This is a genomic window from Hymenobacter bucti (assembly GCF_042681145.1).
GTDB lineage: Bacteria > Bacteroidota > Bacteroidia > Cytophagales > Hymenobacteraceae > Hymenobacter > Hymenobacter bucti.
In genome coordinates this window covers 311,188-329,095 of sequence record NZ_JBHUFD010000003.1, presented here as the reverse complement: position 1 = coordinate 329,095, position 17,908 = coordinate 311,188, and the positions used below count along the sequence as shown (strand labels likewise).

12 protein-coding genes are annotated in these 17,908 nt (G+C 62.3%); 4 read left to right on the top strand and 8 right to left on the bottom strand.

Translation table 11 applies throughout. The features are described 5' to 3' along the window. Positions 1–96: 96 nt before the first annotated feature. The 3 genes from ACFSDX_RS09085 to ACFSDX_RS09075 all read left to right on the top strand — a co-directional run bounded on the left by ACFSDX_RS09085 (position 97) and on the right by ACFSDX_RS09075 (position 5,008). Positions 97–1,719 (top strand): L-tyrosine/L-tryptophan isonitrile synthase family protein, encoded by a 1,623-nt coding sequence (locus ACFSDX_RS09085; RefSeq protein WP_382313024.1) that lies wholly within the window; start codon positions 97–99, stop codon positions 1,717–1,719. A gap of 222 nt (positions 1,720–1,941) precedes the next feature. Continuing rightward, positions 1,942–3,705 carry a TauD/TfdA family dioxygenase gene (locus tag ACFSDX_RS09080; RefSeq protein ID WP_382313023.1) on the top strand — a complete coding sequence of 588 codons (1,764 nt, stop codon included), beginning with the start codon at positions 1,942–1,944 and terminating at the stop codon, positions 3,703–3,705. Positions 3,706–3,859: 154 nt separating this feature from the next. Further along, entirely contained in the window at positions 3,860–5,008 is a 1,149-nt protein-coding gene (locus ACFSDX_RS09075) for an NAD(P)/FAD-dependent oxidoreductase (protein ID WP_382313022.1), read from the top strand. Between the two features lie 292 nt (positions 5,009–5,300). On the opposite strand, the gene ACFSDX_RS09070 is transcribed toward ACFSDX_RS09075, so the two are convergent. Next, a complete protein-coding gene (locus tag ACFSDX_RS09070; RefSeq protein ID WP_382313021.1) occupies positions 5,301–8,870 on the bottom strand; it encodes a DEAD/DEAH box helicase in 3,570 nt (1,189 codons plus the stop codon). Positions 8,871–8,967: 97 nt separating this feature from the next. Continuing rightward, positions 8,968–9,354 carry a hypothetical protein gene (locus ACFSDX_RS09065; RefSeq protein ID WP_382313020.1) on the bottom strand — a complete coding sequence of 129 codons (387 nt, stop codon included), beginning with the start codon at positions 9,352–9,354 and terminating at the stop codon, positions 8,968–8,970. Positions 9,355–9,542: 188 nt separating this feature from the next. Between ACFSDX_RS09065 and ACFSDX_RS09060 the strand changes: the two genes are divergently transcribed. After that, entirely contained in the window at positions 9,543–10,139 is a 597-nt protein-coding gene (locus ACFSDX_RS09060; RefSeq protein ID WP_382313019.1) for an NIF family HAD-type phosphatase, read from the top strand. 56 nt (positions 10,140–10,195) lie between these two features. Here the strand turns inward: ACFSDX_RS09060 and ACFSDX_RS09055 are convergent, their stop codons facing one another. The 6 genes from ACFSDX_RS09055 to ACFSDX_RS09030 form a co-directional block, all read right to left on the bottom strand. After that, complete coding sequence (locus ACFSDX_RS09055; RefSeq protein WP_382313017.1) at positions 10,196–13,012, bottom strand: S9 family peptidase; 2,817 nt, start codon at positions 13,010–13,012, stop codon at positions 10,196–10,198. A gap of 310 nt (positions 13,013–13,322) precedes the next feature. Next, the gene (gldG, locus tag ACFSDX_RS09050) at positions 13,323–15,044 is read right to left on the bottom strand and encodes a gliding motility-associated ABC transporter substrate-binding protein GldG (RefSeq protein WP_382313016.1); all 1,722 of its coding nucleotides are present in this window, start codon (positions 15,042–15,044) and stop codon (positions 13,323–13,325) included. After that, the gene (gene gldF, locus ACFSDX_RS09045; RefSeq protein ID WP_382313015.1) at positions 15,045–15,770 is read right to left on the bottom strand and encodes a gliding motility-associated ABC transporter permease subunit GldF; all 726 of its coding nucleotides are present in this window, start codon (positions 15,768–15,770) and stop codon (positions 15,045–15,047) included. It abuts the gene before it with no gap. A gap of 39 nt (positions 15,771–15,809) precedes the next feature. Then, positions 15,810–16,124, bottom strand: coding sequence for a hypothetical protein (locus ACFSDX_RS09040; RefSeq protein ID WP_382313014.1), 315 nt, complete (start codon positions 16,122–16,124; stop codon positions 15,810–15,812). Between the two features lie 8 nt (positions 16,125–16,132). Beyond that, the gene (gene gldA, locus ACFSDX_RS09035; RefSeq protein WP_382313012.1) at positions 16,133–17,041 is read right to left on the bottom strand and encodes a gliding motility-associated ABC transporter ATP-binding subunit GldA; all 909 of its coding nucleotides are present in this window, start codon (positions 17,039–17,041) and stop codon (positions 16,133–16,135) included. 168 nt (positions 17,042–17,209) lie between these two features. Then, positions 17,210–17,905: an SDR family oxidoreductase gene (locus ACFSDX_RS09030; protein WP_382313011.1), complete on the bottom strand. Its 696-nt coding sequence runs from the start codon at positions 17,903–17,905 to the stop codon at positions 17,210–17,212. Positions 17,906–17,908: the final 3 nt, after the last annotated feature.

The following is a 17,908-nucleotide window of genomic DNA, read 5'->3' as shown; positions in this document are numbered from 1 at the left end:
AAACGACTTGCAGCTACCGGCGGCCCCTCAACCCCAACCGCCGAGCTTAGCTACCTTTAGCCAGCAGGTCCAATAGGCCACGCGCCCGTCCGTTTTATGCCTACTGCCCCGTCGCCCTTTTCCGCCCGCCGCCACTTGCTCGATGTCGGCTTGCAGCTACTTGAAACCCAGGGCTTCGAAGCCATTTCGATGGCGGATATTGCCCAGGCCGGGGGCCAGCCGGTGGCCGAAGTCTACCGGCATTTTGGCTCCAAAAATGACTTCGTGCTCGGCCTCTACCAGCGCATTCACGATGACCTAGAAGCCGGCGCGCCCGACCTGCCGGCCGGCCCGTTGGCCCTGCGCTTTCAGGCGTTTGTGCAGGCCAAGCTGCGTTTGCTAGCCCCGCACCACCGCCTGCTACGCTCGCAAATGGCGGCGCTGCTCGCGGCCGACGCGCCCACCGGCGTCCTCAGCCCCGAAACGGAAAGCATCCGCCTGCGCGGGCTGGCCTTGTTTGAGCTGGTGGTGCGCGGCGCCACCGATGCCCCGGCCGAAGCCCTGGTACCCCAACTGACGCAGACGCTGTACGCCGCTCACTGGGGCGTGCTGGGCCTGCGCCTGCTCGACCGCTCGGCCGACGGGCGGGCTACCGACGAGCTACTGGAGCTGCTGAGCGCCGGCCTGGCGCTGGCCACCCCGCAGCTCTCGACGCTGCTCGGGCCGCTGCTGCTCGGGCAGGTGGGCGATGCGGTGGGTCAGTTTTTGCAGGTGCGCCCGGCGGTCGATTTTGAGGTGGCGCGGCGGGTGGCCAAGCTCATTTTGCTGCACCGCAAGGTGCTGCGCACCGGCCCAGATGACGATACCGCGCCCGACGAGCAAAGCATTGCCTTGCAGCTACCTAAGCTGCACTACTACATCAGCCAGGGCCAGCCAGTGCACCTCCTTTTGCCGGCCTTCCCGGCCAAGTCGCCCAACCGGCAGAAGGTACTGGGCGCGCTGCCCGACCTGGGCGAGGAAATCGCCCTCACGTTTTTGCAAAGCCTGTGCGACGATATCCGGCAGGTGTACCCGCCGGGCGCCCGCCTCAGCATCTGCGCCGATGGCCGCGTCTTCGCCGACCTCGTGCAGGTGAGCGATGCTGAAGTATCGGCCTACAACGACGCGCTCAAGGCGCTGCTGCACCAGCTAGGCACCGCTGACCTCGACGTGGTGAACCTAGAAGACCTGCTGACGACCAGCTCCTTCGACGCGGCCCGCGCCTGGATAGTAACGCAATACGGCGAGCCGCTAACCGAGCTCAAGGCCCGCGTGCGCGACACCGACCACGCCCGCGCCATGTTCAACGGCATCCACCGCTTCGTGGCGGAAGACGGCCTGGCGCTGGCCCCCACCAAAAGCAAGAGCCGCGTGAAAGAGGAAAGCAAGCAAGTGGCCTACGAGGTCATCCAGCGCAGCAACGCCTGGACGCGCCTGCTGGCCCAAGAGTTTCCGCACGCGCTGCGCCTGAGCATCCACCCCCAGCACCCGCACTCCGATAAAATCGGCCTCCGCATCACCCGCGCCGCCGACGACTGGCTTACCCCCTGGCACGGCGTGGTGCTACTGCGCGCCAACGACTATGTGCTGCTTAAGCGCTACCAGGCCGAAGAGCTGGGCGCGACACTAGTGGAAAAAGACGGCCAGCCGAGCCACTTTGTGGCGGGGCCGAATACTGAACCAAACAGTCCGAATTCTTAACTGATATGACTTCCAGTGCACCGCACTTTTGCTGTCGCTACCAGTTGCAAGAAAGCTGTTTTGAGTAAGCCAAAAAAACGCCTTTCATTGCGAGCGCAGCGGAGTAATCGCACCTGTTCAGCATCGCCGTTCTGGTGCGATTGCTTCGCTGCGCTCGCAATGACAAACGGCTTCGGAGCATTTTAATTTAACTCAAACAACTGCCTAGTATCCTGTTACTATATGCCCACCTATACCCTCGAACCCCAAACCCCTTTCGGCCTGCTCGTGCGGGCCGACCACCCCGGCCAAACCATCACCGGCATCCCGGCCGCGCAGCTCATGGACTGGGTGCGGGCGCACCGCATCCTGATTTTCCGGGGGTTCGAGCTGTTTGATAAAACGCAGTTTGCCCTCTACGCGCAACGGCTGGGCGAGCCGCTGCAATGGGCCTTTGGGGCCATCAACGAGCTGGTGGTGAAGCCCGATGCTAAGAACTACCTCTACACGCCCAGCGCCGTGCCGCTGCACTGGGATGGCGCTTTTATCGGCCGCATTCCCTACCTCATCTTCTTTCAGTGCCTGAAAGCGCCCCGCGCCGAAGACCGGGGCGGCACCACGTTTGCCGACACCAGCCGCACGCTGGCCCGCGCCACCGAGGCTCAGCGCCAGCGCTGGGCACAGGCCACGCTGCGTTACAGCACCGAGAAAATCGTGCACTACGGCGGCACCATCACCCAGCGGCTGGTGCAGGCGCACCCCGTCACGGGTGAGGCCACGCTGCGCTTTGCCGAGCCCGTGCACGACCTTAACCCCGTGCGCGTGGAGGTGCTGGACGCCACGCCCGAAACCCAGGCCGACCTCATCGCCGAGTTGCAAGCGGCCCTCTACGCGCCGGAGGTTTTTTACACCCACACCTGGCACGACCACGACATTGTGCTGGCCGACAACCACGTGCTGCTGCACGGCCGCGACGCCTTCCTGAACCCCAACGAGCGCCACATCCAACGCATCAACCTGCTAGCGCGCCCGACGCACGGCGGGCTGCGGCGGTTTTTGAAAAACAGCACCGTCCTACGCCGCCCCGAGTTTTTGCCGGCTGAAATCCCAATCTTTCTCATTCCCATCCTGCTCAGCGCCGAGGATGGCCGCTTTCTGCGGAAGCCCGAGCTGTACGTGGGCCTGGCAGGTATTTATCTGCTCTTCAACTTCGGCGACATGGTGAACACCTACGCCGACCGCGGCGTGGATGCCGTGTACAAGAGCCACTTATCAAACGCCATCTTCGAGCTGGGCGACCAGGGCGTGCGCTGGCAAATGCGCGCCTCGGTGGCGGGCACGGTGGCCATCAGTCTCTGGCTGACGCGGCACACCGGGCGCTGGCAGTTCGTGCCGCTCACGGTTATTGGCTGGGCGCTGGGCTTTCAGTATTCGTGGCAGCCGCTGCACCTCAAGTCGCGCGGGGTGTGGCAGCTGGCGGCGCAGTGGGCCGTTATTTTCTTCGGGCCGATGGCCTACACGGGCAGCCTCGTCACGCGCTTTCCGCGGCCGGCGGTGCTCACGCTGGCCGCCGCCTACGGCCTGCTGCAAGTAGGCGTGCTCATGCTCAACAACGCCGAGGACTACACCGAAGACCGGGCCGCCGGCCTGCGCACGGCCATCGTGGCCCTAGGTCTGCACCGCAGTATGCGCGTGGCTCAGGCCCTGACGGGCGGCGCGGGCCTGCTGGCGCTGGGCAGCTTCAGCTACCTATTCCGGGCCGACAAGCCGCCCAAAGCCGCCTACCTGGCCCTGCTGCCGCTGGCCGGGGCGGTGGCCTACATCGCCCAGGGCTACGAAAAAGTAAACCAGGACATCGCCGCCAAAGATGAGGTAGTCGCCACCGCCACCATCAAGGAAAGCGGCCACCTGATACCCAAGTGGCTCATGGCCACGGCTTATACCAGCCTGCTGGCGGCCGGGGTGTTGTTTGGGGCGCGGGTGCTGCAGAAGAAGGGCAGTCATTAGGCTCATTGTAAACGACTGTCATGCTGAACGCAGTGAAGCATCTCTACCGCTTCTCTACGAAGCCTTTCAATGAAGCGGTAGAGATGCTTCACTGCGTTCAGCATGACGACCTTTTTCTAGGTTCTTTTAATCCTAATATACGTCCCCAAAACCTATGCCGACCCCAACCGACCTCCTCTACGACTGCGCCATTATCGGGGGCGGCGTGGCGGGCCTCACGCTGGCCTTGCAGCTCGCCCAGGCGGGGCGGCGGGTGGTGCTGTTTGAGAAGGAAACGTACCCGTTTCACCGCGTGTGTGGCGAGTACATTTCGATGGAAAACTATGATTTTCTGTGCCGCATCGGGGTGCCGCTGGCCGAGATGGACCTGCCGCGCATGACGCACTTTACCGTGTCTTCGCCCAGCGGGGTGGCCCTGCACCACCGGCTCGATATTGGCGGGCTGGGCATCTCGCGCTACGTGCTCGACCAGCTGCTGGCCCGGCTGGCGACCCAGCACGGGGCGCTCATTCAGGAAGGCACGCGGGTTACGGACGTGGTGTTTACCGGTGACGAGTTCACGCTCAGCACGGCGGAGGGCGGCACCTACCGGGCGCGCATCGCCTGCGGGGCGTGGGGCAAGCACGCCAACCTCGACAGCAAGCTGCACCGCGCTTACCTGGAGCCCAGCCGCCACGCCCGCCAGTTCGTAGCCGTGAAGCGCCACCTCGAAAACATCGACTTCCCCGAGGCGATGGTGGAGATGCATAACTTCCGGGACGGCTATTGCGGCCTCTCACCAGTGGCCGGCGGCCTCACCAATTGCAGCTACATCTCGGACGTGCGCAACCTGCGCGCCCACGGCAACAACGTGGCCGAAATGGAGCGCCAGGTACTGATGCAGAACCCCTTGCTGCGCCCCTACCTGGAGGCCGCCCACCGCCAGGGCACGCCGCCCATCGTTATCTCCCAAATCACGTTCCGCGAGCGCTCCACCGTCGAAAGCCACGTACTGATGCTCGGCGACGCGGCCGGCACCATCGCCCCATTGGCCGGCAACGGCATGAGCATGGGCATGAATGCCAGTTACTTGCTGCACGGCCTGCTACTGGAGTTTTTCGAGGGCCGCCTGTCGCGCGCAGAGTTAGAGCAGTGCTACACCCGCGCCTGGCGCCGCTTACTGAGCTTGCGCATCACGGCGGGCCGGCTGCTGCACCAGGTATTTGGCTCGCCGCCGCTCACCACGGCCGGCATTCAGGTACTCAAGAGGCTGCCATTTATGACGGATATTATCTTGAAGCTGACCCACGGCCGGGCGTATTGAGGAGGTGTGCTTTGCACCACCTATTTACTTGCTGTACTGGGATATCCGAACTTACTATAGTACGCCGCCTAATGAATACCTACCGCCACCCCCGCTGGATGCTGGCCGCCGGCTGGGTCGTGGTGGTTATCATGGGCGGGCTGAGCGTGCCCGTGCTGGTAGAGCAGGTGAGCGCGCTAGGCAAGTAACGCGAACTTTCCAGTTCGCGGACGAGCGCAGCGAGCAGCCCCGTTAGCAAACGTTCGCTTGCGCAGCTGCTCGCTGCGCTCGCCCGCGAACTGGAAAGTTCGCGTTACACTCCACAGCGCCGCAGCAGCGCCGCGTGGTGCGGCGCCCGCCTTAGAATCTCCTCATTGCCCAGCAAAATGAGCTGCTGGCGCGCCCGCGTGAGGGCCACATTGAGCTTGCGGTCGACCTGGCCGGTTTCGTCGGGCGAAACCATAAGCTCCAATTGGTGCTCTTGGTGGCAGCAGAAGCTCACGATAATCACCTCGCGCTGGGAGCCCTGGTAGCGCTCCACGGTATCGACGCTGATATGCAGCAGGCTGGGCAAATCGAGCTCCTGCGCTAGCTGCGCGAGGCGGGCGCGAATGCGGGCGGCTTGGTTGCGGTAGCTGGCGATGATACCGAGGGTGCTTTCGGGGTTGAAGCTGCGGCCGTAGCCCTGGGCCACGTAGGCGGCGGCGCGGGCGGCTAGGTCGGCTTCCTGGGCCGATTCCTTCATCGACAGGTCTTCGGGCTGGCGGCGGGTGGGCACGAAGATGAGGCGCTCACTTTGAATGCGTTGCTGAAACGCATCAGCGGGCGCGGGCCAGCTGGGGCGGGCTAGCGGCTCGTGCTGCCACAGCATGGGGCAGCGCAATTGGCCTTCGTAGAAGTCGTCGTTGACGAGCGCCACCAGTTCTGAGTGCATCCGGTAGTGGTCGGCCAGCGTACCATGGGCGTGGGGCCAGTGCGCTTCGGCCCGCTTGAAAAGGCGCTCGAAATACGAGTTGCGCAGGTTGCTGAGACCCAGCTCCTGGCGCAGCAGGGCGGCGGCGGAGGAGGCGATGGCGCTGGCCTCGGGCTCCTGGGTCACCACGGCGGGCAGCTGGCGGTGGTCGCCGATGAGGATGAACTTGGGCACTTTAGCCAGCAAGGCCAGCATGGGTCCTTCGAGCACCTGGCTGGCTTCGTCCACCACGGCCAGGTCGAACTGCTTGAGCAAAAACAGCTCGGGCTTGCCCAAAAGGCTTGCCACGGTGCCCACGTAGAACGGGCAGCCGGTGAGGCGCGCCCGCACCGTTTGGCGGTTGGGGCAGTCGCGTATCATGTTATCGAGCAGGTAGGGCCGGTACTGCGCCGATGTGCCCAACCGCGAACCCACCCGGATAAACGGCAGCCCGGCCGCCACCAACTGCTCGCAGATTTCATCCACGGCGCGGTTGGTGTAGGCGGCTAACAGTGCCTGCTTGTCATCTTTATACAGGCGCTCGGCCAGCTCGCGCAGCACGGCGCGGGTTTTGCCGGTGCCGGGCGGGCCGCAGAGCACAAACCAATCGGGCGCGGCCAGGGCGCGGCGCACCACTTCGGGCGCGGTGATGGCGGGCGACGCGGCGGCATCCCAGCCCTCGGGCGGGCGCGGGCCGGTGCGGGCCATCAGGCGCTGCCGGCGCTCAGGGGGCAGGCTGAGAAAGTTGGACAGGCCCGCCCACTCGCGGCGGAAGGTATCGTAGGTATCGGGCTCCAGCGCCCAGTGCGAGTGGCCGGCCAGATAGCGCGGCGCCAGGCGGCGGTTGCGCACGCTCACCACCACTAGGCCGTCGGCGGTTAGGTCTTCGGCGAGCGTTACTTTGACGACCTGCGCATCGAGCACGGATAGACTTTTGACTGCTGGCTGCTGGCTGTTGATTTCTTCGCTAATCTCCTGTTCAGTGCTAGCAGTTAAGGAAATAGCCGCTTTCCGCCTCGGGTACAAAATGAGCGTGTCGCCAGCCCGGAAGTTCACCTCCTTACCACCTACAGGCCGCCGGAAAATCAGGTGCGGCCCTAGCCCGTCGCGGGCCAGGTCGTCGGCGTTGCTGTGGTCTTCGAGCAGTTCCAAGCCATCAAGAAGGCTGAAATTCTGCTGCTTGCGAGCGGCGGGTAGGCGCCAGAGGCCGGCCTGGCCGCCCGCGTCGCCGGGGCGCGAGTCGTCGCCGAGCAGGGTCAAGCGCATTTCGCGGGCCACGAAGCGGGTCATTTCGAGGCAGTAGGCGCGTTCCACGGGGTCGGCGGCGGCCCAAGCGTTGGCGATTTTTTCGGCCTTAGTGCGGCCAAAAGCGGGCAAGGCATTGAGGTTGGGGTGCAGCACCGGGCTCAGCAGCTTCTCGACTTGGGCGGGCGTGGTGGCGCGGGCCAACTGCAACTCGGTGCCCACGAGCTGGTTGCGGGCCATGAGCAGGCGGTCGACCAGCTCGGTATCCTGGTCCACGCGGCGCACGGCCGACTGGTCGAGCGTGGCATTAGAGTACAGAATGCTAGTGCGGCCCCGGCCGGCCGTTTCGCCATCGGCCCCGAATACCGATTCGAGCAGCAGGCGGTAGAGCTGGGCCTGAGCAGCGTGGTTGCTCCAGGGCTCGGCGTGGGGCACTTTGGTCGAGCTTTTCAGCTCCACGATGTCGTAGCCGGTGGGGCTTTCGTGCAAGAGGTCGAGGCGGCCCTGCAAGCCGTAGGTAGCCGACAAAAACGCCGGCTCCAAAAAACAATCGGCCACCCGCAGCGGCGGCTGCTGGTAGCCCGTGCGGCTGCCCGCAATGAAGCCCTGCACGCGGGTATTGCGCAGCGTCTGGTACTGGCGGCGCAGGTCGTTGAGCAGCTCGGGCACGCCGTTGCGCGTCTGAAACTCGGGCAGCGCACTAATGGTGAGCGGGTTGGAGCGAAAGAGACGCTTCTTAAAAAAGCCCTCTAGGTCGAACTCCGTCGCCCGGCTCGCCGGCTCCTCCGCAAACTCGATTTTGCCAGTGGCCTCGTTTACCTCGGCCAGCACGGCGGACGGGGGCAAGCTGGCCCACTCCTCCTGCCGAGCGGCGTGGCTCACTTCCTCGTCCAGCAGCATGTTCACCAGGTTCCCGATTACCAGCGGGCGCGATGTTTCGTCGGGCTGAAACGCCTTTAGCAGCGCCCAATCGGGCAAGGTGCCGCCCGCCTGCGCGCACTCAGCAATGGTGGTGACACTCACTAGGTAATCGGGCTCTAGCACCACGCGGCGCGGCCGGATGCGGCCATCGGGCTGCGCCACGGGGCTTACCAGGTGCAGCACCGGATGCAGGGCGGCGGCCAGCGGCAGCAGGTTGTCGTAGGCGGCGGGCAGGCTGATGGTGAACGGGCCGCTGGGCCGGTCGTCAGCGGGTATGCACAATTCAGCCGTGAGCTGGCCGGTGGCTAGGTCGGCGTGCAGCACCTGCACCCGCCACACCGGGCTGGCGGCGGGCACCGGCGCTTCGGCTTCTATCAGGGCTTGCGCCTGTTCTTCGGCGCTGGCGGCGGCCCCGGCCGGCAGCGGGCCAGTGTACGCCGCGCCGCTGAGGTGGCGCACCAATTCGGCTACGGCTACGAAGCCGGTAGCCGCCTCGGCGGCGGTGCCGGGGTAGCTCTCGTGCAGTACCAGGTTGGCCACGAGGCGCAGGTTTTGGAGCTGGCGGCGCAGCCGCGGCGGCAGGTTGTGGTCGTAGGCCACGAGCCCGATGGCTTGGCTGAGGTCGGCAAAGGGCGCTTCGCGGCGCTTGCACTCGTCGCGCAGCACCTTCTCCAGCAGCTGGCGCAGCTTGGGCAGCAGGTCGGCGGGCGTGGCGGCGGGCGCACTGGCTAAAGCGGCGAGACGGGCGTAATACGTTTCAGACAAAATCGGGCAGCAAAAAACTATCCTTAAAGGTAGCGAAACGGAGCCGGATGCCCTTGTACCAGCTACATCACGCTACGAGTAACGCCCAGCCTCTAGGTTATTGAGCTGCCGTGAGGCCTACCGGAATGAACAAGTCGCCCTTATCGTACATATTGATGTACAGCGTCAGCGGTTTTGCATTACCCTCCCACGTCACGGTATAGGCATCCAGCATTCCCGTATTATCAATCAGCCCGTTGGGGGTCTTGAAGGGGCAGCAGCTACCCTGGCGGCGGTATGTAATGGGCTGGCCCGATGGGCCGCGCAGCGCATTCAGGTAGCTTTGTTCGCCCCGCACGCCGCCATTAATACCACCGCCTACTTTGACGGGGTTTTCTGCCGTAACACCATACGTAGCCTCCTTGCTCACGGTAGCTACTGCCGCGGGGGTCACATTTTTTTGGGCATTTTCGTAATAGCTGTCCGGCGCGGAAGTGCTCGCCAAAATGGCCGTAGAAGCCGGCCGCTGCGCTGCGCAGCCACTTCCAAACAAGCTCACTGCCAGTAATAAGCAACGGTATTTCGATAGTACGTTAGCTTTCATGGGCGTTATGATTAGGAGTTTTCAAGGTGCCGCTCGGCAACTTTACTTTCTAGATGCCGAGCAAGCGCCCATTGCATACGCACTGCTTTATGCCCCAAGAAAAACTGCTCATCCTAGACCTCGACGAAACCCTGATTCACGCCTCGGCTACCAAAGTCAGGGAGGAGGTTGACTTTCAGGTTTTCCACTGCTTTGTTTACAAGCGGCCGGGGCTCGCCGATTTTCTGACTACCTGCGCGCAGCATTTTAAGCTCGCCATCTGGTCGTCGGCCAGCGACGACTACGTACAGGCGGTAGTCCAACATATTCTGCCAACCGGTATCACCCCAGAGTTTGTGTGGGGACGCAGCCGCTGCACGCCGTTTGCCACGCCGCAGATTGATGAGTATGGGTATTACAACCTAGACAACCCCAGCTATTACGAGTATGCTAAGCGGCTGAAGAAAGTCCGGCGGCGCGGGTTTTCACTAGCCCAAACGCTTATCGTGGACGATACGCCGGCCAAGGTGCAGCAGAACTATGGCAACGCCATCTACATCAAGCCCTACCTAGGAAGCATTCAGGATGAGGAGCTCAGCCACCTCGCGCCGTACTTGCTGACGCTGCTCGACCAAGCGGATGTGCGGACCATCGAGAAGCGAAACTGGCCGCACGCCTCGCCTCGCGGCACCCTAGGTGGGGCGTAAAAAAGGGCGCGCCGCGATACTTCGCAGCGCGCCCTTTTTTACGCCCTATATCAAGGCTACTGCTTCGAGATTTCCAGGCCCCAGTTGCGGCCTTTTTCGACGGCGGGCACACCTTTCTCCAGCCACACGGGGGCGGGCGCGCCTTTGAGGTAATGGTCGAAGAATTGTAGCTCGCGGATGGAAATATCCTTGCGGTTTTCGCGCTTCACCAGGTTGTGGGCCTCGCCATTGTATTGCAGCAGCCACACGGGCTTACCTAGGCGGCGCAGGTCCGTAAACATCTCGATGCCCTGATACCACGGTACGGCCCCGTCGGCATCGTTCGACATGATAACGACCGGCGTTTGCACTTTAGGCAGCGAAAATAACGGTGAATTGCGGATGTACACCTCGGGCTTTTCCCAGAGCGTGCCCCCAATGCGGCTCTGCGTGCGCTCGTACTGAAACTGCCGGCTCTGGCCTGATTCCCAGCGAATACCGCCGTAGGCCGACGTCATATTCACGACCGGTGCGCCGGCCCAGGCGGCAGCGTACATATTAGTTTGGGTGATGAGGTACGCCACCTGGTAGCCGCCCCAGCTCTGGCCCTGCAAGCCAATGTGGGCGGCATCGACCCAGCTGTTTTTCTTGAGGCTCTCCACGCCCGAGTTCACAAACTCCACGGCCGAGGGGCCGGGCTCGCCGATGGTGTAGCTGATGTCGGGCGTGAAAACGAGGTAGCCGTTACTAGCAAACAGCGCAATGTCGAGCCGCGAGGGCGTGGGCGCCGGGGCCGTGTACTTATACAAGCCGTCGGACAGCTTTTCGTAGAAATAGGCCACCATCGGGTACTTTTTGGCCGGGTCAAAGTTCTCCGGCTTGTAAAGTACGCCGGTGGCGGGGTAGCCCTTGGGGGTGGTCCAGTGCACCAGCTCGGCCGTAAACCAATTGTAGTCCTTCTGCTGCGGGTTGATGCTGCTCAGCTTGGTTTCCTGGCGCAGGTCGCGGCTGGCGTACAAGTCGGCCGGCTGGCTCACGCTCGATTTGGTGTAGACGAACTCGGCAGCGTGCTTGGCCTGCAGCAGCGCCGAGTACCCCACGGGGCCCATCACAACGGGCTGCGGGGCGGCCGCGCTGGCAATGTTCTTTTTATAGAAGCCCCACTGCTTGCTGGTTTCGTTTTGCACCAGCAGCCACAGGTTGTCCTTGGGCTCGATAAACTTCTGCTTTTCGACCGGCATGCGGTACCGGAAGATGAGCTTGTCGCGCCGCCCTACCCCGCCAGTAAAGTTGGTAGCCGCGCCGGTCCTTGGGTCGATTTTCCAGATGTCGTAGCGGTCAAAAACCAGCACCGCCGCGTCGTCCTTGGTCCACGCCGCCACGCCGTAGGGCTGCGGGTCGTCGGGCGAGTCGTTTTCCTCATCGGCAAAGGCGACCCCGGCTTTGGCCGTCAGGTTGGTCGTCTGGTGGCTGGCCACTGCGTACGAAAACCAGTTTTTCGACTCGTAGTCGTACCACACCACGTACTTGCCCTGGGGCGACAGCTGGAAGCGACTCTTGGCGGCTTTGGGGTTGATGGCCAGGCGCTCGCCGGTGCGCGTCGACACTAAGTAGGCTTGTTTCAGCGTGTTGCCCTGCCACTGCATCGCCACGCGCTTGGCGGTGTCGGTGAGCGCCAGCACGTACTCGGCGTTGTTCTGCTCGGCCACAAACGAGTCGCGCAGGTACTCGTCTTCCAGCTGAATAAACTTGCCCGCCTGCCGCGGATAAATGACTGCCAGGTAGTTGCGCTGCAAGTCCTTCTTCAAGGTTTTGAGCTGCATCGGTTGCAGGTAGTCATCCTTGTAGTTCCAGATATCCAGCTTGGCGTGCTCAAAATCGACCAGCGTCGTGTCCTGCGGTAGGGGGTCGGGGGCGGTGCCAAAAAACAGCTTCTCGCCGTTGTCACTGAACACCACTTTCCCAAACCCGCTGGGCGACCAGCCCGTTTTCAGCCCGTTGGCGCTCGGCGCGGCGAGTAGCCGGGCGCTGTCGCCGCCAAAATCGGAGTAGTACAGGCTGAAAGGCTTCACCAAAGCCTTTTCCGGGTGCTTTTCAGCCGTAAACGCCACCTGCTTGCCCGCATCGTCGAAGGCCAGATTCTTATACACGCCCTTGCCCGCGCTGAGCTGGCGCAGGCTACCCGTGGCCAAATCGTATACAAACAGGCCCGATTTCACGGTTTTGCTGCCCTTGGGGGCCGACACGGCAAACGCCACCTTGTTGCCCGGCTTGCTGATTTGGTAGTCGGTCACGGCCTCAAACGTGCGCAACTGGCCGGTGGCCAAGTTAATAACCGTGAGCGGCGCCCCGTCCTTCTTCACTTCCAGCAGCCGGTCGGTGATTTTCTTAACGGTATCAACGGGTGCTTTTTTCAGCGAATCCTTGCTGGCCGGCTTCATCGCCAGAAAGGCCACCGCAGACGCCTCCTCAGCCAACTGAAACGACTTCACATTGGCGTACTTGGTGAGCTTGCCGGTGGCCAGCGCGTAGATACCGAGGGAATCCTTCGGCATCTGGTCAGGCTTTTTCTTCTTAATTCGGGCCTGGCGAACGTCCTGGTAGCGCGGCTTGATGCTGAACACCGCAAACCGGGAATCGGCGGTAAACAGCGCCGAATCGCCCCGGCTCACCTGCCGCAGCGTCTTGTTGCCCGTCGTTTTGAGGTAGAGCACGCCATCGCCCTGCTGCGGCTTCACCTGAAACAGCACATACTTGCCATCGTGGCTGATGCGCTGATTAGCAACACTTTGCCACTGGTCGTAGACGGAGTGGTCGAGCGGCTTTTTGGGCGCTTGCTGCGCCAACGCGGGCTGGCAAGCCAAGCCGGCGAGTAGGAGTAAATATTTAGGCATTCGAGACGGTGAAGCTGAAGCATAACCAGGAGCGGCAGCTACAAAGGCGAATGTAGCCGGGCCTGGGCTGCGCAGCAACTCTACTTATTTCCTAAGCAATCTTCTTGTAGTACCACTAGCTCCTAGGTCGCGCGGCAGCGCAACCTAGGGAGGCTATCTGAACTAGGTTGAAAACAGTCTGAGAACGTTTGTCATTGCGAGCGCAGCGAAGCAATGACAAACGTTCTCAGACGAGCTATTCTGGTGCGATTGCTTCACTGCGCTCGCAATGACAGAGGTCTCTAGCTAAAACTTAGTGCCGCTGCTCGCCCTAAAACCGCGCGTAGCGCCGCTTACGGCTCCACGCCCGCACCGCGCCAAACAGCGCCAGCAGCACCAGCGGAGCACCTAGGTTCAGGGCTTGCCAGGCTTGGCGCTTCTCGGCGAGCTGCACTTTGTCGAGGGGGCGCAGGGTGATTTGCTTGCCGCGCACGGCGATGAGGCCGGTTTCGTCGAGCAGGTAGTCGGTGGCGTTGAGAATAAGCTCGCGGTTAGCAAACTCGGTGCTGGAGAGGCGGTCGTAGCCCAGGCGCATGGGGCGCTGCGACTTGGCATCCACGTCGTTGCGCAGGAAGTCGCCGTCCGAGATGACCAGGATTTTACTGGGCTGGGCGTTGGGGTTTTGGTCGGGCTGATATTTGGTGGTGCCGGGCTCGGCGCGGTTGGCGAAGAGCGAGCGGAACTGGCCTTCCAGCAAATAGCCCACCGACTGGTAGCTATCCTTGTAGAGCTTGGCATTGGGCTCGAGGCGGGCGTCGTTGAAGTTGATGGGCACGGGCGCGGGCAGCACGCGGGTGTAGCGCGAGGTGCTCATGAGCTGCGTTTTGCGCACGCCCACCGATTTCACGGTGTCGATGTTGCCCGCAAACTTCAGGTACACCGCGTCGAGGTTGCGCGTGATGGGGTTGGCGCTGAAGCGGTTGATGAGCGGGTAGAGCTGCCAGGGCAGCGGCTCGATTTTAGGCTTATTGCCGGTCATGCCCGTCACCAGCGGAATCTGGCCCGAGTTGAGGTCGAGTAGCAAATTCTGGTTCAGCCGCAGGCCGTAGCGAAAGAACAGGTCATCTAGGTTCAGGTTGTAGGGCGTGGCCAGGGCGGCGCCGTTGCGGGCCACGCTGTCTAGGTCCACGCGCAAGGCATCCACGAAAAACATGGCCCGCCCGCCGTGGGTGATGAATTGGTCGAGCCGAAATTTCTCGGCCTCCGAATAGGGCTTTTGGGGCTTGGCTACCACCACCGCGTCGAGGTTGCCGCGCAGGTCCTTCACTTGGTTCAGGTCCACCCGAAACACATCGTAGTTCTGCGACCACGCCGTGAGGATGTCGGCCATCTGCACGTTGGTTAGCTCGTCGTGGCCCGAAATTACGCCGATGTGGCGCTTCGCGCCGCCGGGCGGCGCCACCTGCCGGATGGTGCTGGCCAACTCGTATTCGAGGCCTTCCACGCTCTGATTGAGGCGCTCTTCGGGGGCGGCCACCTGGCTGCCGCGCAGCAGCAGCACGTTGCGGGTTTGGGCGCCGGCCTGCACCACAGCCCACGGAAAAATCAGCTTTTCGATGCGCTTGCCGTTCTCATTGGCCCCTAGGTTAGTGGGTTTGAGGCCTTTTTTGAGCAGCGTTTGGTAGAACTGATTGCGCCCGGCCTCGGTGCCGGCCGCGCTGGGGTCAATGAAAACGTAGTTCAGATTGCCGCCGCCGTAGACCTGCATCTCGGTCAGCGTTTCGCGCACGGCCTGTTCGAGGCGGCGGAAGGCGGGCGGGAAGTCGCCGGTGAGGTACACCGTTACAGTCACTGGCTGCTTGAGGTCGGTGAGTAGCTGCTTGGTAGCCGGCGACATGGTGTAGCGCTTTTCCTCCGTCAAATCAAGGCGGAAAAAAAAGCGCTGGGCCACGAAATTCAGCACGAACAGCGTGCCGATGATGGCGGCGAAACGCAGCAAATCCTGCTTCTTGCGCGAGGTGGCGGGAACCGCCGTAGTCGTTGTGGATTCCATTTACCAGTTGCGGCTGCGGAGCGCCAGCCGGGTGCCCAGCAGGGCCACGGCTACCACGGTGAGAAAATACAGCACGTCGCGCGAGTCAATCAGCCCCTTGCTGAGGTCGCGGTAGTGCGCCGCAATACCGAGCTGACTGATGTAATACGCCGGCGCGCCATCAAATACCGAGGCCAGCGAATCGAAGCCCGTGTACACCAGAAAGCAGGCAACCACGGCCAGCACGAAGGCAATAATCTGGTCGCGGGTGAAGGCCGAGGCCAGCACACCCAGCGCCGCAAACACCGCCGCCAGCAGCGCCAGCCCCAGGTACGAGCCCACCGTGGCCGCCGAGTCGATGTTGCCGGCCGGCGAGCCCAGCCGGTACACCGAGAAGTAGTACAGCAGCGTCGGCACCAGCGCTAGCAGCGCCAGCAGCAGGCAGGCCAGGTACTTGCCGCCCACAATCTGCCCATCGGTGAGCGGGCGCGTCAGCAGCAGTTCTATCGTGCCCGCCTTTTTCTCCTCGGCGAAGGTGCGCATGGTGATGGCCGGAATCAGCAGCAGGAAAATCCAGGGCGCGAGATTGAACAGCGATTGCAGGTCGGCATAGCCATAGTCAAGTACGCTGCTACTGGGAAACACCCACACGAACAGGCCAGTAGCTACCAAAAACACGCCAATGACGACGTAGGCGACAGGCGAGTTTAGGAAGGCGTTGAATTCTTTTTGTAAAATGGTAAGCATGTAAGCAGCCGTTGTAAAGGCTTTAAAAACGGCAAAAATTTAGTCGAACGCTGGATTGAATATTTTCTGTCCCTTTAAAGGCGTTAATTCACTAAGCTTGAATGGAGACAGGATGCTAATCAGGTTTGAAAGCGCCTCAAAATGCGTAACCCTAATCACTCCTTCTGCATCGTAATAATCGAGGTCTGCCATTCTAGATTCGTCTGCTTTGAAAAAATAAAGCTTGTACTCGCCTTCCCATTTCTGCACCCCAATTGATAGCAAGTACTTCCCATCCTCTTCGCCAGAGAAAATAGACTTACCGACTTGCTTGCCGCCTTCTATCCATTCTCTGACTCTGGTCAAATCGCCCATAGCAGTCGCTACTTCGTCAACTCCCCAAATACCGCCTCCAGGCTCTGCTGCTCCTGGCGCAGCCCTAGCAGTAGCCAGCCCTGCTCCACGGCCAGGCGCGACACGGCAGCGCGCACGTCGGTACCCGGCGCGGTGCGGATGAGCACCACGCCCGCTTCGGCCGTTTCCACGGCGCGCACGCCGGGCAGAGCGGCCAGCGCTGCAGTTGTGACTGCGCCTTCAAACTCGGCGCGGAGCACGGTTTCGCCGGCGGCGCGGGCGGCGAGCTCGGCCACGGGGGCATCGGCCACGAGCTTGCCCCGGCTGATGATGACCACCCGCGAGCACAGCGCCGTGACTTCGGGCAGAATATGGGTGCTAAAAATGACCGTTTTATCCTCGCCCAGCTCGCGGATGAGCTGGCGGATTTCGCTTATTTGGTTAGGGTCGAGGCCGGTAGTAGGCTCGTCGAGGATGAGCACGTCGGGGTCGTGCACTAGGGCTTGGGCTAAACCTACACGCTGCCGGTAGCCTTTGCTGAGCGCGCCGATTTGCTTGTTTTGCTCGCGGGTGAGGCCCACGCGCTGCACCAGATGGGCCACGCGCTGGCGCAGGTCGCGGCCCTTCAGCCCGTGCACGCCGCCGATAAATTCGAGGTATTCGTGCACGTACATATCGAGGTAGAGCGGGTTGTGCTCGGGCAGGTAGCCCACCCGGCGCCGCACCGCAATGGGGTCTTGCTGCACATCGAAGCCGGCGATGCGCACCGTGCCGGCCGTGGGCGGCAGGTACCCTAGGGCGATTTTCATCGTGGTGCTTTTGCCCGCCCCGTTGGGGCCGAGGAAGCCCACGATTTCGCCTTTACCGGCCTGGAAGCTGATATCGTCCACGGCGTTTTGCGCGCCGTAGGTTTTAATAAGATGCTCTACCTCTACCATTCAGGTTTGGGTTTTGGGTATTCTATATTTTTAACGATTGTCATGCAGAGCGCAGCGAAGCATCTCGCGTGGCGCAGTATTCTACTAACGCAAGCAGACGTAAACACGTGAGATGCTTCGCTGCGCTCTGCATGACAATCGTTTTTAGCGACAACTATACAGCGACAACTACTTTTTCACGTTAGCCGGCCGCAACTGAATCTCGGAAATCATCGTTGCGTCCGGTGCTTCCAGGGCGTGGATAATGGCGGCGGCGATGTCTTCGGGCTGCATCTTGTAGGGGTCAGGGTCGGTGCCAGGCTGCGCGCCGTTGAAGTTGGTTTCGACCGAGCCAGGCATGACGCAGGTAACACGGATACCATCGGGGCGCACCTCCTTAAATAGCGCGTCGGAGAAGCCGCGCACGGCGTACTTGGTGGCGCAGTAGCCGGCCAGGTTGGCGGTGCCGGCCGTGGCGGCCAGCGAGGCTACGTTGATGAGGTGGCCGGCGTGCTGCTTTTTCATTTGCGGCAAAACCGCGCGGGTGCAGTAGAACAGGCCGTTCACGTTGGTATCGAACATGGCGTGCCAGTCTTCCGACTTGAAGCCGTCGATGGGCCCGAAGATGCCCAGGCCGGCGTTGTTCACCAAGATGTGGATTTCCAGCCCCAGCTCGCGTTGGGTGTTGGTGTATGCTTCGGCCACGGCGTGCTCGTCGCGCACATCGCATTCGAAAAACAGGAACCGCTCGTTGTCGAGGTCCTCGGGAGCTTTGCGGCCCCAGCCGGCCACGGCGGCCCCGCGGGCCAGCAGAGCTTCGGCGGTGGCGCGGCCGATGCCACTGCTCACGCCCGTCACGATGGCTATTTTTCCGGTCAGGTCCATATT